12 protein-coding genes are annotated in these 12,448 nt (G+C 64.6%); 5 read left to right on the plus strand and 7 right to left on the minus strand.

Features of this window, described 5'->3' with window-relative positions; genetic code table 11:
* Window positions 1-443 precede the first annotated feature (443 nt).
* Both HUTA_RS12035 and HUTA_RS12040 read left to right on the plus strand, forming a co-directional pair.
* Entirely contained in the window at window positions 444-1,280 is an 837-nt protein-coding gene (locus HUTA_RS12035; protein ID WP_015790185.1) for an SDR family oxidoreductase, read from the plus strand.
* Entirely contained in the window at window positions 1,277-2,596 is a 1,320-nt protein-coding gene (locus HUTA_RS12040) for a glycerate kinase type-2 family protein (RefSeq protein WP_015790186.1), read from the plus strand. The genes HUTA_RS12035 and HUTA_RS12040 overlap by 4 nt, the downstream gene beginning before the upstream one ends.
* Window positions 2,597-2,629: 33 nt before the next feature.
* Here HUTA_RS12040 and HUTA_RS12045 read toward each other — a convergent pair whose 3' ends face one another.
* From HUTA_RS12045 to HUTA_RS12055, 3 genes are read right to left on the minus strand one after another with little or no spacing between them, the layout of a single operon-like run.
* Complete coding sequence (locus tag HUTA_RS12045; RefSeq protein ID WP_049941336.1) at window positions 2,630-2,932, minus strand: hypothetical protein; 303 nt, start codon at window positions 2,930-2,932, stop codon at window positions 2,630-2,632.
* Between the two features lie 15 nt (window positions 2,933-2,947).
* The gene (locus HUTA_RS12050; RefSeq protein WP_049941337.1) at window positions 2,948-3,175 is read right to left on the minus strand and encodes a hypothetical protein; all 228 of its coding nucleotides are present in this window, start codon (window positions 3,173-3,175) and stop codon (window positions 2,948-2,950) included.
* The gene (locus HUTA_RS12055; RefSeq protein WP_015790187.1) at window positions 3,175-3,741 is read right to left on the minus strand and encodes a DUF7437 domain-containing protein; all 567 of its coding nucleotides are present in this window, start codon (window positions 3,739-3,741) and stop codon (window positions 3,175-3,177) included. Before HUTA_RS12055 ends, HUTA_RS12050 begins: the two co-directional genes overlap by 1 nt.
* A gap of 117 nt (window positions 3,742-3,858) precedes the next feature.
* Between HUTA_RS12055 and HUTA_RS15365 the strand changes: the two genes are divergently transcribed.
* Genes HUTA_RS15365 through HUTA_RS12070 form a run of 3 tightly spaced genes read left to right on the plus strand, consistent with a single transcriptional unit; the run spans window position 3,859 to window position 4,918 of the window.
* Window positions 3,859-4,059 (plus strand): MOFRL family protein, encoded by a 201-nt coding sequence (locus tag HUTA_RS15365; RefSeq protein WP_049941339.1) that lies wholly within the window; start codon window positions 3,859-3,861, stop codon window positions 4,057-4,059.
* 43 nt (window positions 4,060-4,102) lie between these two features.
* A complete protein-coding gene (locus HUTA_RS12065; protein WP_015790188.1) occupies window positions 4,103-4,405 on the plus strand; it encodes a hypothetical protein in 303 nt (100 codons plus the stop codon).
* Window positions 4,406-4,918, plus strand: a complete 513-nt coding sequence (locus HUTA_RS12070; protein ID WP_015790189.1) for a hypothetical protein — start codon at window positions 4,406-4,408, stop codon at window positions 4,916-4,918.
* A 72-nt stretch (window positions 4,919-4,990) separates the two neighbouring features.
* On the opposite strand, the gene HUTA_RS12075 is transcribed toward HUTA_RS12070, so the two are convergent.
* The 4 genes from HUTA_RS12075 to HUTA_RS12095 all read right to left on the minus strand — a co-directional run bounded on the left by HUTA_RS12075 (window position 4,991) and on the right by HUTA_RS12095 (window position 12,381).
* A complete protein-coding gene (locus HUTA_RS12075; protein WP_015790190.1) occupies window positions 4,991-5,689 on the minus strand; it encodes an SDR family NAD(P)-dependent oxidoreductase in 699 nt (232 codons plus the stop codon).
* Between the two features lie 80 nt (window positions 5,690-5,769).
* Window positions 5,770-6,807 carry an ArsA family ATPase gene (locus tag HUTA_RS12080; RefSeq protein ID WP_015790191.1) on the minus strand — a complete coding sequence of 346 codons (1,038 nt, stop codon included), beginning with the start codon at window positions 6,805-6,807 and terminating at the stop codon, window positions 5,770-5,772.
* Between the two features lie 50 nt (window positions 6,808-6,857).
* A complete protein-coding gene (locus HUTA_RS12085) occupies window positions 6,858-8,816 on the minus strand; it encodes a beta-propeller domain-containing protein (protein WP_015790192.1) in 1,959 nt (652 codons plus the stop codon).
* 1,144 nt (window positions 8,817-9,960) lie between these two features.
* Complete coding sequence (locus HUTA_RS12095) at window positions 9,961-12,381, minus strand: ATP-dependent DNA helicase (protein WP_015790195.1); 2,421 nt, start codon at window positions 12,379-12,381, stop codon at window positions 9,961-9,963.
* Window positions 12,382-12,448: the final 67 nt, after the last annotated feature.

The following is a 12,448-nucleotide window of genomic DNA, read 5'->3' on the forward strand; positions in this document are numbered from 1 at the left end:
CTCCGTTCCCCGTTCGAGCGATCCGAGACGCTCACTCCGTTCGCGTCTCGCGCTCGCTGCGCTCCAGTGGGTGCTTGCGTCACCGGGAGAGCGAAGCTCTCCCGAGCCACGCGGCAGAGCCGCGGACGCCGGGGGACGCTGAGAGCGCGGCCCCTTTCAGTCCCACCCGAGACCGGTTGGTCGGCCGGCATGGGTGGGACTGAAAGGGGCGGGTGGCTCCGGGAAGACGGCCGACGCTAGGCGCGAGGCGGCAGAGCCGCCTCGGCACGCGCGAACGGGCCTGTGGCCCGTGAGCGGACACCGCAACGGAGTGAGGAGCGCAGCGAGGGCTTCGACCGGAGCCGCTCGGGGCTTTCCGGCTGTTCTCAACCACGACTCGCGTAACGAAACACCACCGCTGATCGACCGCCAGGGCTTACTGCACCCCGCTCCTCGCGGTCGGTATGGAAGACCACATCGCCCTCATTACCGGCTGCTCCTCGGGCATCGGCCGGGCGAGCGCCGAACGCTTTCTCGAAGAGGACTGGACGGTCTACGCGACCGCCCGTGACACCGACGATATTGCCGACCTCGCCGACGCCGGGGCCGAAACAGCCAAACTCGACGTGACCAACGCCCGCGCCGTCGAGCGGGTCGTCGACCGGATCATCGACGAAGAAGGCCGGATCGACTGTCTGGTCAACAACGCGGGCACCGGTCAGTTCGGCCCGATCGAGGACGTCCCGACCGATGCCCTCCAGGACCAGTTTGACGTCAATCTCTACGGTCCGCACCGCCTGATCCGAGCGGTTCTGCCGCACATGCGCGAACAAGCGGAGGGGACGATCGTCAACGTCTCCAGCCTCCAGGGTCGGCTCGCCGTCCCTGGCATGGGAGCCTACGCGGCCTCGAAGTTCGCCCTGGAGGCGATGAGCGATTCCCTCCGAGCTGAGGTCGATTCCCACGGCGTCGACGTGGTCGTCGTCGAACCGGGCGTCGTCGAGACGTCGTTTGCCGACCGGACCGACGCGAGCCGCGAGCGTCTCGAACAGTCGGGCGCGTACGACGGGATCTACGAGGCCCAGGACGATCGCCGGGCGATCGAGTACGACGGCGTCTTCGGGATCCCGCCCGAGGATGTCGCAACGGTGATCTACGACGCCGCGGCGATGACCGATCCCGATCCCCGCTATGCGGTGGGCAACGGCGCGAAGTTGATCCTGGCGTTGCGATACCTTCCCGATCGCTGGCGCGACGCCGCCTTCGGCTTGTTCCAGCGCGTAGCGGGTCTTCGCCGATGATTGACGACCGCGACCGGCTGGCGGCGACGCCGGCCCACGACGTCGCCCTGTCTTGCATCGAGGCCGGGATCGAGGCATCGACCCCGAAGGCGGTCCTCCGGGAGGCACTCTCGGTCGAGGGAGGCGTCCTGACCGTCGCCGGCAGCGAGTACGACCTCGGGGCCTACGACTCGGTGGTCGTCCTCGGCGGCGGGAAGGCCGCCGACGTAGTCACCCGTGAACTCGAACGTCACCTCGAAGACTACATCGACCGTGGACTCGTCGTCTCGACGAAACCAGTTGCGACTGACACCGTCGAGACAGTCGCGGGAAGCCATCCGATTCCCGACACGGATAGTCTGGACGGGGCCCGGCGGGTCTTCCAGCGGGCCCAGGGGCTGGGCGAGGGAACGCTCGTTCTCGCGCCGATCACCGGCGGCGGGAGCGCGCTGCTGGCGTTGCCCGCCGGCGACATCACGCTCGTCGACCTCCAGGCCACCACCGAGGAACTCGTCGAGAGCGGGGCGTCGATCGAGGAGATCAACGCCGTCCGGAAACACTGCTCGGCGATCAAAGGCGGCGGGCTGGCCAGGGCAGCAGCCCCGGCGACAGTCGTCGGCCTGCTGTTCTCGGACGTTGTCGGCGACGACCCCGGCGTGATCGCCAGCGGGCCGACCGCCCCCGACGAGACGACCTACGAGGACGCTCTGGAAATCCTGGATCGCTACGACGTGGACGTCCCCACAGTGGTCCGCGAGCACCTCGAAGCCGGCGCGGCCGGCGAGCGCGCGGAAACGCCAGCTGATCCCGGGGTGCTGGGCCACGTCGACAACCACGTCCTCGCCGACGCCTGGACGACGCTCGCGGCGGCCCGCGACGCCGCGGCGGAAGCCGGCTACGAACCGTTGGTCCTCTCCTCGCGGATTCGCGGGGAGGCGACCGAGGCAGCGCTCTCGGGGCTCGCCATCGCCGAAGAGTGTGCGGCCACCGGAACGCCCGTCGAACCGCCGGCCGTGTTGCTGTCGGGCGGCGAGACCACAGTCACGGTGATGGGCAACGGCGACGGCGGTCCCAACCTGGAGTTCGCGCTCCGGGTCGCCGTCGAACAGCCGGAGGGGATCGTCTGCGCCAGCGTCGACACCGACGGCGCGGACGGCGGCACCGAGGTCGCGGGTGCGATCGTCGACGGCGAGACGCTGTCGAACCCACAGCGCGGGCGGGCGGCGCTGTTGGAGAACGACGCACTGCCGGCGCTCGAAGAGTCAGGTGCCGTGATCGAGACCGGGCCGACGGGGACGAACGTCAACGATCTGCGGGTGTTCGTGATCGAAGCGTAGATCGGCGAGGCACAGCCGTCGATAGCGGCCGACTTATCTTTTGTCGACGGATTGGTTCTCAAGTTCGTTTACTAGTTCTCGCCCCTCCACCACCGTCACCCCGTCGCCGGCCCCTGAAGCGTCCAGCACGTCACCGATCGCCTGTTCAGCCAGTGTATCGCTCACTAGCACGGCCACGTGGTCCGACTCCCCGGTCGCGTACTGATATGCGAGTCCTGCGAGTACGGTATCCGCCTTCTCGATTTCGTCTTCCGTGACGTCGTCGTCCGACAGGCGATCCATCCGCGTTCGCGTGCGATCGACGACGTCGGAGACGTCCGGGTTCGAGAAATCCACGACGCCAAGCTCGAGCTATCCGGCATTCCTGGCTGCCTGCAAGCGATCGCGCTGATAGGCGTATGCGTCCGGACTCTCGCCGAGTTCCTCGGCGACGTGGTCGGGAATCCGAACTTCGATATCTCGGACTGTCACGAACCGCTCGAAGGCCTGGTATTTCACGTTCGACGGCCCACCCATCGCGAAGAGGACGCTGCTGTCGATGACCGCGGTACTCCCGCGAGGAATCTGCTCCCCGGACATCACTCGCCAATGTCCAGATACGGATCGTAGGCTTCGGCCGCCTCGACGACGTCCTGAAGGGCAGTGATCACGGTCATCCCCTCGACCGGATGGACATCGAGTTTATTGGCGGCAGTGCGCTGGGTGAGGTCGCCGTCCATCACGTGCAGCGTGTAGTGCAACGCGGCGGCGAGTTTCGGGATCCCCTGACGCTCGACGAACACGCGGATGTCCTCGGTGTCATGCTGTCGAGCGATCGCGTCGACGAGGACGGGTTTTACCACGACATCGCCGTGATCAGTCTCCATCGTCAGTCGGATCGGTTCGACCTCGATCGTCGTCGGCGTCGCCTCCTCGTGGCGAGTGAGGACGCCCATCTCCTCGAGTTCGCCGACGTACTTGTAGGTCGTCGAGTGTGGCAACTCGAGATCGTCTTTGACGGTCTCTATCGCGACGGGGCCGTTCCGGAGCACGTAGACGTAGAGTCGCGCCAGTTTCGGCGTGTTGAGCAACTCCGCGTAAGTGAGAAGATTACCGACCGTCGCTTCCGGATCGGTAGCGTCGGCGAGGCGGTGCTCGGTTGACATCACTATCCATGTTCTATGTATAGCGTATTAAGGGTTCCGGGATAGCAGGTGAATGACTGAATCATCACAAGACATTGTTGGCAGTCGACGTCTGGTTTGCCGATCGCTCAGAAGTCGATGACCTGCTTGTCCGTCCAGAACAGTCCGCCCGGTGATCATTTCTTCGACGGCGAGACGCTCTCGAACCCACAGCACGGACGGGCAGCTTTGCTGGAGAACGACGCGCTGCCGGCACTCGAGGAATCCGACGCGGTGATCGAGACTGGGCCGACGGGGACTAACGTCAACGATCTGCGGGTGTTCGTGATCGAGGCGTGACTCACCTCAAACGCTAAGTGGTTTGGCTCACATTGTACACATAATGAGCAGCGACAAGAAGCGCGTCCAGTTCAGAGCGCCACATCGACTCGTCGATCGGACGGACGCACTCGCGGACGTTCTCGGCGAGGACCGGACGGACATTCTCGTGACGGCGCTCCGGGAGTACCTGCAGGACGCGACGCACGACGACGCGCTCACCCAGGAGATCGCGGCCGCCTACTACGACGACGAGATCTCCTTCGAGCAACTCAAAGCACTCGTTGGTGCCGAAGAGGCCGCGAACCTCCGGGTGTTGAAACAGCAACTCGACCGGGACTTCGTCGACGAGGTCGCGGACGCATAGATGTCGGTCCTCGTCGCCGATGCCTCCGCACTCGTCAGCCTCGGGATCGTGGCGGAGGGCGATCCCGATCCACTTGCGCTCTGTCTGGATCGCTACGAAGTCGTCGTCCCGATAGCCGTCGTCGACGAACTTCAGGAGATCGCCGCTTACGATGACGAGCACGGTCAGGCGGCTACGGCCGTCCTCGATCGAACTGACTCGTTCGAGACACGGTCGGTCGATCTCGACGCCGAGTTCCCGCTCGATGACGGCGAGAACGCTGCCGTCACCCTCGCGAACGATCTCGACGCGGCGCTGTTCCTCTGTGACGAGTTCAACCAGCTCGGGCTGATCCACGCGTCGCTCGCCGATACCCGGCTCGTGACGACCCCGACGCTGCTTTCGGTTCTCGTTCGGTCCGGGCAACTATCGTCGACGGCTGCAGAGGGGCTCCTCGACGAGATCAGTGACGCCCGGAGCTGGGACGCCAATAGCTACGTCCAGCGCGCTCGCTCGCTGCTCGAAGAGCCGTGACGCTGATCAGCTATTTTCTTCGTCGCTTTCAACCACGAAACTGAGGGTAAACGACGGACTATGCCCGCCCACTCAAAAGTCGATGACTTGCTTGTCTTTCCAGAAGAGGCCGCTCGGCGACCCCGGACCGAAGCGGGACAGCCATATCGGCGTCTCGGCCCCTTTTTGGGGTTCGCGCGGGGCCTCTTCGCCGCCGAGGTCGGTCGCCACCCAGCCGGGATCGACGGAGTTGGCGATGAGTCCGTCTTCGCCGTACGTCTGATCTAGCGAGACCGTCAACGCGTTGATGCCGGCCTTCGAGATCCGATAGGCCGGCATTTCGGACTCGATCGGCTCGGCGAGGATGCCCACGCCGGAGGAGACGTTCACGATCCGTGGGGCGTCCGTCTCCAGCAAGTGCGGGAGCGCGTACTTGCTCAACAGCGACGGCCCGCGGAGGTTCACGTCCAGGATTCGATCGAAGTCCTCGCTGTCGATGTCTTCGATACCCGCTCCGGCCCCGCCGACGCCCGCGTTGTTGACGAGCAGGTCCAACTGACCGCCGGCGCTGACTACCTCCTCGACCGCGCTTTCGATCATGGACTCCTCTGTTACGTCGATCTCGACAGCCTCGACACCGTCCGGAAGGGCCGCCGTCGGATCACGGACGCCGCCGTAGACCGTCGCGTCGAGTTCGACGAGACCGCTGGCGATCTCGCGACCGATGCCCCGATTCGCTCCCGTCACGAGGGCAACCTGTCCATCAAGTGTTTCCAGCAGATTTGGCTCCATCGTTGGCAGTTGGTCGGGGGCCGGTTTGGATGTTGTCACTAGAGGTCACAGAGAAGCGGATCAAACGACGACGTGGGCAGCTACTCTTCGAGACAGGCAGAGACGACCCGCAGCAACTGCTCGCCGCGGACTTCGTCGGCGAACAATGGGACTCGTCGGACGTCGTGGCCCCGGAAGACGTCCTGGGAGCGCTGTAGTGCCTGCTGCTGGACGTCCCAGCGACGCTGGCAGAACTCACACGTCTCCAGGTTCGGCGAGACGTACCAGTCGGCGTCGACGTCAGCGACGTCAGCCAGATCCTCCATGACTCGGTTGACCACGATAGTGCCGACGGGAATGTCGAAGGCAGCGAGTCGCTCAAGGAGACGCTCGGACTCCATGACGCTCAACTCCTCGGGGACCATGACCACGCGGAAGTCCGTTTTCGCAGGGTCCTGGAGGATCGATCGGAGTCGTTCGATCCGCTCCCGGAGGACGCGCAGGTCGTCGAGTCCTTCTTCGATGTCGTCCTCGTCGGCGTCGCCGAACATCCCGGTGATCGTGCCCATCATTCCGCTCAGGCGCTCGCGGAAGGAGAGGAGTTTCCCGACCATCGTGTCCATGACTTCGGGGAGTTCGAGTAATCGAAGGGTGTGGCCGGTGGGGGCCGTGTCGACCACGACCCGGTCGAAGCGCTCGTCGTCGAGATACCGGATGAGCAGTCGAATTGCAGCCGCTTCGTCCGTGCCGGGCATCGCGTTCGTGAACGGGTCGGTGACGTCATCGCCAAGCAGATCCCCGAGACCACCGAGGCCGCCGCCTTCGAGGCCCAGCGGGTCGTCGCCCAATGCGGCTTCGGGGTCGATCTCGGCGGCGTACAGCGGCATGTCCTCGCGGATCTGGGCCGGCTCGGCGGGGATGTCGGTCTCCAGTGTATCCGATAGCGAGTGGGCGGGGTCGGTCGAGACGACCAGCGTGGCGGTCCCGTCGCGGGCGCTCGCGAGTGCCGTTGCCGCCGCCATCGTCGTCTTGCCGACGCCGCCCTTCCCACCGTAAAGGACGTACTCCGACCCCTCGATTCCCGTCGGCACGACCGACTCGTCGATCTCCTCGACAGGTTCCACGTCGATGTCGTTCATGGACGGTGTTTCCCGCCCGGCCTTACGAACTTCCCGGTCCAGGTGCCGATTCAGTCTGCCACCGGGACCGTCGCCGTCCTCGACCAATCGGTTTCGTCGACGACGACCAGCTGTTCGTCCCCGACGAAATACAGGAAGTCGTCGATGTAGGCCGCCCGTTGCGCGCCGCCTTCCACTGAGACGGTTGTTCGTTCAGTCAGCGAGCCATCAGTGTAACTCACGACAGTCCCACCCTCGCTAGTCGGCAGGAAGAACACCTCGTGGCGGCTGTCGAGCAGGAACGCGTGGTGCGATTCCGAGATCGCCGACCAGCTCGCCTCGGGGTAGTACGTATCGTCGATCGTTGGATCTGACGGATCGCTCACGTCGAAGAGTACCGCTTTGACCCTTCTGTCTTCTCGACCCACGCCAAGCACGTGGTCGTCGTCAACGGGGTGGAGATACGACGAGTAGCCTGGCAGTTCGAGTGTCCCCACCTCCTCGGGTTCGGCGGGGTCCGAGAGGTCGACCACGTGGAAGGGATCGACCTGCCGGTAGGTCACGACGTAGCCAGTCTCATCGACGTATCGTACCGAGTAGACCCGTTCGTCGATACCCATCCCCTGGACGGAGCCGACCCGTTCGAGGGAGTCGCTATCGAGCGTGTAGAGGTCGTTGACGCTCTCGGTGCCTGATTGTCGAGGCATCGTCGTCGCGATGCGGAGCGTCCCATTGTGCTGGTCCATCGAGAACTGATCAAGGGGCACGCCCGGAACCGACCCGACCGCATCGACGGCAAGTCCGCCGTCCGTGCCGATCCTGACGATCCCTGACTGGATCAGCTTCCGCCGATGTTCCATGACGAATTCGTCGGTCGCATTTTCGAGTCCGGCCCGGGTCCGTTCCATCTGGTCGTCAGACATGTTCGACAGCCACCGTTGACTGAGCTTCCGAAGTTCCGTCATCCGCGCTTCCGTCGAGAGATCGTACGACCGGAGTTCGGCCAGGCGGTCGTCGAACCAGCCTGGTGTTTCGGCGGCCTCAAGGGCTGCCATGGCGATTTCGGCGCGACTAGTGCGCTGGGTGTAGGTCAGATACATCGCGTCCGAAGACATGTATACCGCAGAGGTCCCAGCGCTTCCGACGACGCTTTCGGTCTCGCTGACCGTGCCGTCACCGGGATCGATCGAGAGGGCCGTGTAGGTAACGTCGACGTCGATCTGGCCACCTGGTCGGTAGACGTCCGTACAGGTGATACCCGCTTCGCCGCCGAGCGGTTCGATCGTACAGTCGCCCGGTGAGACGGGCGTCTCGGTCAGGAGGTACACCGTTCCGTTCAGCAACCGTGCGCTCACAACACTCCCGTTCAGGGAGTGACTCCAGACTTCCCGGGGATCGGCGGGCTCGCTCACGTCGTAGCCCACGAGGCGATTGTGCTCGAAGGCGACCAGCCGGTCATCGGTTCGGAGGAGTCGACCGCTGGCGTTGATCACCGCGGTCCGGTCGGGTGTCCCAGGATCGGACGTGTCGAAGACGTGCGTTCGTCCGGTACGATAGCGACGTCTGTCGACAACTTCGTCGTCCTCCATGACCGGATCGATCATGACTTCCCCTTGCGCGCTATAATACAGCCTCTCGCCGGTCGTTTTCAGCCAGTCGGGTTCGTCGATGCCGGCCTCCTGGACGTTCGTCGAGGAATGACGCTCGACATCACTGGTTGAACCGGAAGCGGCTGAATCAAGCGCCACTGCCCCGGTGCCCCCGGAAGAAGCGAGTGAAACCGGTGGACCACGGAGCCGGACTGCCGTCCGGACGCCCGCAACGCTGTTGGTACCGTCTTCGGACTGACCGGCACGAACGTACTGTTGAAACGCGCCCTCGTTAGGAAACGTGGCCAGTTCGTCGGTGTCCCCGATCGCCGGCCTGATCGGCGGGGATGGATCGTCCGCGACCAGGACGAATCCGCTGACGCCGACGACCATGACGGCCAGTATCACCGCCACGATCACGGGAGTCGAACGAAGATTCATAGCTGACACTTCCGATCCCAATTTAAAATGAGTGCCGATTGATCAAGCACTCGTCATTTCAGCTATCGACGCTCCCAGAACCGATCGATCTGATCGGGCAGGAACTCCGGACTCATCGTCACGAACTCCTCGCGCTCGACCGGCGAGAGATACATGCAGGTAAACGTAGCTGACGAAGCTGTTAGCGCGAACGTGATCATTCAACAGAAGGTATTCATACTGAGTACTATATGGGTGAGTAATGCGTGATCACTTGCTGGGGGCGTTTTGCGCTTTCGCAGTGGTACTACTCGTGACTGGCTGTGTGGGGACTCCCGACGGGGAACATACGCACTCAGATCATCCAGTGTATCTCGAGAACCTTGGCAGCGAGAGCGCAACAATTGACATTACGGTTGTCCGAAACGCAACGGGCGAAACCGTTCACAATCAGCGTTATGAGGTTGACCCCGGCGAAGAGCGAAAGGTCTACAACACTGACAGAGCGTCCCCTACTGGCCTCGAGACCTTTGAAATCCGCTATACTGCACGTAATGAAACTAAGCAGGTAACCGTTCAGACGAACAAATGTTTCGGAAGCGCTCATGTAGTGATTCAAGCGGACGGCACTCCCTCATCGTACTACACGACTTGCCGAGTGGATCTCTTGGCACTCACTGAAACCTAGCCCCCTGTCTGTAACGATTCGGTCGCTGAGATCTGCGCAACAACCGGTGCAAGAGATACGCCTTGTATCTCGCACGGCACTCTCGACCAGACCCAGGTAGACAGCCATACGGAGCGTTGTCTGAGACGCTTTGGTGTCAACTGCCACGGGCACTGGCCCGTGGCTTATCAGTGGACTCACCGCGTCGTGCCGAACTGTCTTGTTCGGTGTTCACGGGTCGGCATCCCTGACTTCGAGGGCCGGTTGACTGCGGCCCGTGATCGACGACAACTGTGGGCCGCCGACCACTATCAGATTAATAGGATGTAAGTATAATAAGAATTGTGGACAGTTCGGCCAGTGTCGACTTCCTCCCCGCCCACGGTGTTGACGCAAATCGAATATTTGCGAAAGCCGAAAACCGGGTTTTCGGAAGGGCGGGAGAATCCGCCTTGCTACCTAGTTTGAAACCATTCGGCAAGAGCAACGATCGCCAAGTCACCGCTCCGCCCAGAACCGATCGATCTGATCGGGCAGGAACTCCGAGCTCATCGTCACGAACTCCTCGCGCTCGGCCGGCGAGAGGTAGCCATAGACCGAATGACGCGCCTCGGGCGTGTACCGTGCGCCGACCAGCGCCCGGACGCCGACCTCCTCAGCCCCGCGGATCACCCGACCGATCGCCTGGCGGGCGCGCCTGACCGCGGGGATCGTCAGCGCGTACTCGAAGGCATGGTCCTCGCCGAAGACGTCGCCGTAGGCGCGCTGGACCGCGCGAACGCGGGGCGATCCGATGTTGACCAGCGGGACGCCGACGACGGCGGCCGCCCGGAGTTTCGCGCCGTCGTAGTCGACGCCCTCCGTGAGCGTCCCTCGGGTGCTCGTGACCAGCACCTTCCCCTCGCCGGCGAAAAAGTCGCGTTTGAGATCCTCGGTCGCCTCGCTGCTGGAAGACTCGTCGACGAGGACGGGCTTCTCGACGGCGTCGTCGAGGTACGCGCCGGCCCAGGTCGCCTCGCGGTAGTTGGGCATGGCGATGAGGACGTTGCCCGGGTTGCGCGCGATGGCCCGGAGGACGTGGGCGTACTCGTCGCGGGTCGGGTTCCACTCGGTGCCAAGCGGTTCCATCGTCGCCGGATCGCCGCGGTTGCGGGCGGTAAAGGGCGTCGCGTCGACGATCCAGCTGGCGCGATTCGCCGGCGGGAACGAGAGGCCATAGGAGCGCGTGAGGACGGGGCGGCCGTCGTGTTCGTCCCGATCGTCGTCCCATTCTTCCAGCGTGTCCAGCCCCGAAACCCGCGTGAACACGTCGAGCGGTTCCAGCGTCGCACTCATCAACACCCCGCCACCGACATCCTCGAAGGTCCGCGCCAGCGCCTCGGCCGGGAGACAGTCGAACAGCGTCAGCCCGGCGGTATACGTCGCTCGCCACCCCTCGATACGTTGATCGTCCCGTGGCGAGTGATCGAGTTCGATCTCCCGGAACGTCGTCGCGTGGTCGTGTTCCCACCACCGACGCATGATCACGCCGGCCGCGCCGACGACGGGCGTGCGGCCGACGCCGAGTTCCTCGCTCGCGTCCTCGACGGCCAGTCCGATCGTATCGAGTTGCCGGAAGAGGTCGCCGTCGTAGCCCGCCTGTTCGGCCCACCGCGTGAGTTCGTCGGGTTCGGGTTCGTCGGGATCGCGGAGCGGGATCTCCAGGTCGTGCTCCGGCAATGCCGCGTCGTCGGCCCGCCAGCTCCGTCCCACTTCGTCGTCGAGGTGAGCGGCGATCCGGTCGTCGAGCCAGTCCAGCAGGTCGTCGTAGAAGTCACGGGCGCGATCGACGGCCTCCAGGGGCACGTCCTGGCTGCCGAGGTGGGCCCGGACCTCGCGCTTGTGGTCCGGACTCTGGCGGGCCATCGAGCGCAACTGGTGGCAGTCGTTGCGCGCCTGGACGATCGTCTGGCGACCCAGGCGGTCCGACAGCAGATCCCTGACGCGGCCCTCCAGGCGGTGGGCCTCGTCGACGATCACGAACGTCCGCTCGTCGAGGATCGGTTCGATGAGCGCTCTGGAGGCGGGATCGAAGAGATGGTTGTAGTTGCCGATCACGACGGCGGCGGCCCCGACGAGCGTCTGCATCGCCCGGTGGGGACAGGTCCCGCGTTCGACGGCTCCGGGCAGGTACTCCGCGGCAGTGACCACGCTGTCTTCGCCGGCGGCAAAGCCGATCGGCGACCCCTTGTTCCGGGCGAACCAGTCGGCCTCGAAGGGACAATACAGCGGCGGGTCCTCGCCGCCGATCTCGTCGGGGGCAGTCGGCTGGGTGCGGCGGTAGGGTGACTCGGTTCCGGCGGTCGTGAGTGTGCCGGCGACCGCCTGCTGGCCGACACCACCTGGTCGGGCCGCTTTCGCCAGGTCGCTGCCCGTCTGGGGGTCCCACCAGATGTCGTCGTTCCGTGGCCGAATCACGGCGTCGGCGACGGGGCGATCGTCGCTCGACCCGTCGCTCTCGACGAGGTCGGCTGTGTTCTCACGGAGCTCCTCACAGCGATCATGGACGCTCGCGTCGGGCGGAAAGACGTCCTCGCGGCCGTACGGACAGAGATCGCGTTTGCCGACGAGGGCAATGCCGGCGAGTGGCTCGTCGAGTCCCGCGTTGAGTTGGCGGAGGTCGGCGACGAACTGGCGGCGTTGCTGTTTGACGGGTGTCACCACGAGCACGCGTTCGTACTCGTCCTCGCGGACGAGCGTCGCGCCGGCTGTCAACGCGGCCATCGTCTTCCCGGTCCCACAGGGCCCTTCCATCGCTAGGAAGCCCTGCCTGCGCCCGGCCGCGATCGCCGCCTCGATCGCGTCGGCCTGGTCGTCGTAGGGCTGGCCGAACCCGAACAGTTCCTGCCAGGTCGCGTCTGTTTCCTCCCGCGTGCCCATCGATACGGGTACTGGATCCCGGTCGGGTTTGAACCCACGGATTCGGCCGGGGGCTCGCCGGACTGGT

The sequence above is a fragment of the Halorhabdus utahensis DSM 12940 genome (genome assembly GCF_000023945.1).
Taxonomy (GTDB): Archaea; Halobacteriota; Halobacteria; order Halobacteriales; family Haloarculaceae; genus Halorhabdus; species Halorhabdus utahensis.

Bases quoted from the DNA above. Each gene is read 5' to 3' on its own strand.
- HUTA_RS12085 (WP_015790192.1), bottom strand. From the start codon at position 8,816: ATGAATCTTCGTTCGACTCCCGTGATCGTGGCGGTGATACTGGCCGTC.
- HUTA_RS12040 (WP_015790186.1), top strand. From the start codon at position 1,277: ATGATTGACGACCGCGACCGGCTGGCGGCGACGCCGGCCCACGACGTC.
- HUTA_RS12050 (WP_049941337.1), bottom strand. From the start codon at position 3,175: ATGTCCGGGGAGCAGATTCCTCGCGGGAGTACCGCGGTCATCGACAGC.
- HUTA_RS12075 (WP_015790190.1), bottom strand. From the start codon at position 5,689: ATGGAGCCAAATCTGCTGGAAACACTTGATGGACAGGTTGCCCTCGTG.
- HUTA_RS12035 (WP_015790185.1), top strand. From the start codon at position 444: ATGGAAGACCACATCGCCCTCATTACCGGCTGCTCCTCGGGCATCGGC.
- HUTA_RS12080 (WP_015790191.1), bottom strand. From the start codon at position 6,807: ATGAACGACATCGACGTGGAACCTGTCGAGGAGATCGACGAGTCGGTC.
- HUTA_RS15365 (WP_049941339.1), top strand. From the start codon at position 3,859: ATGACCTGCTTGTCCGTCCAGAACAGTCCGCCCGGTGATCATTTCTTC.
- HUTA_RS12070 (WP_015790189.1), top strand. From the start codon at position 4,406: ATGTCGGTCCTCGTCGCCGATGCCTCCGCACTCGTCAGCCTCGGGATC.
- HUTA_RS12065 (WP_015790188.1), top strand. From the start codon at position 4,103: ATGAGCAGCGACAAGAAGCGCGTCCAGTTCAGAGCGCCACATCGACTC.
- HUTA_RS12055 (WP_015790187.1), bottom strand. From the start codon at position 3,741: ATGTCAACCGAGCACCGCCTCGCCGACGCTACCGATCCGGAAGCGACG.
- HUTA_RS12095 (WP_015790195.1), bottom strand. From the start codon at position 12,381: ATGGGCACGCGGGAGGAAACAGACGCGACCTGGCAGGAACTGTTCGGG.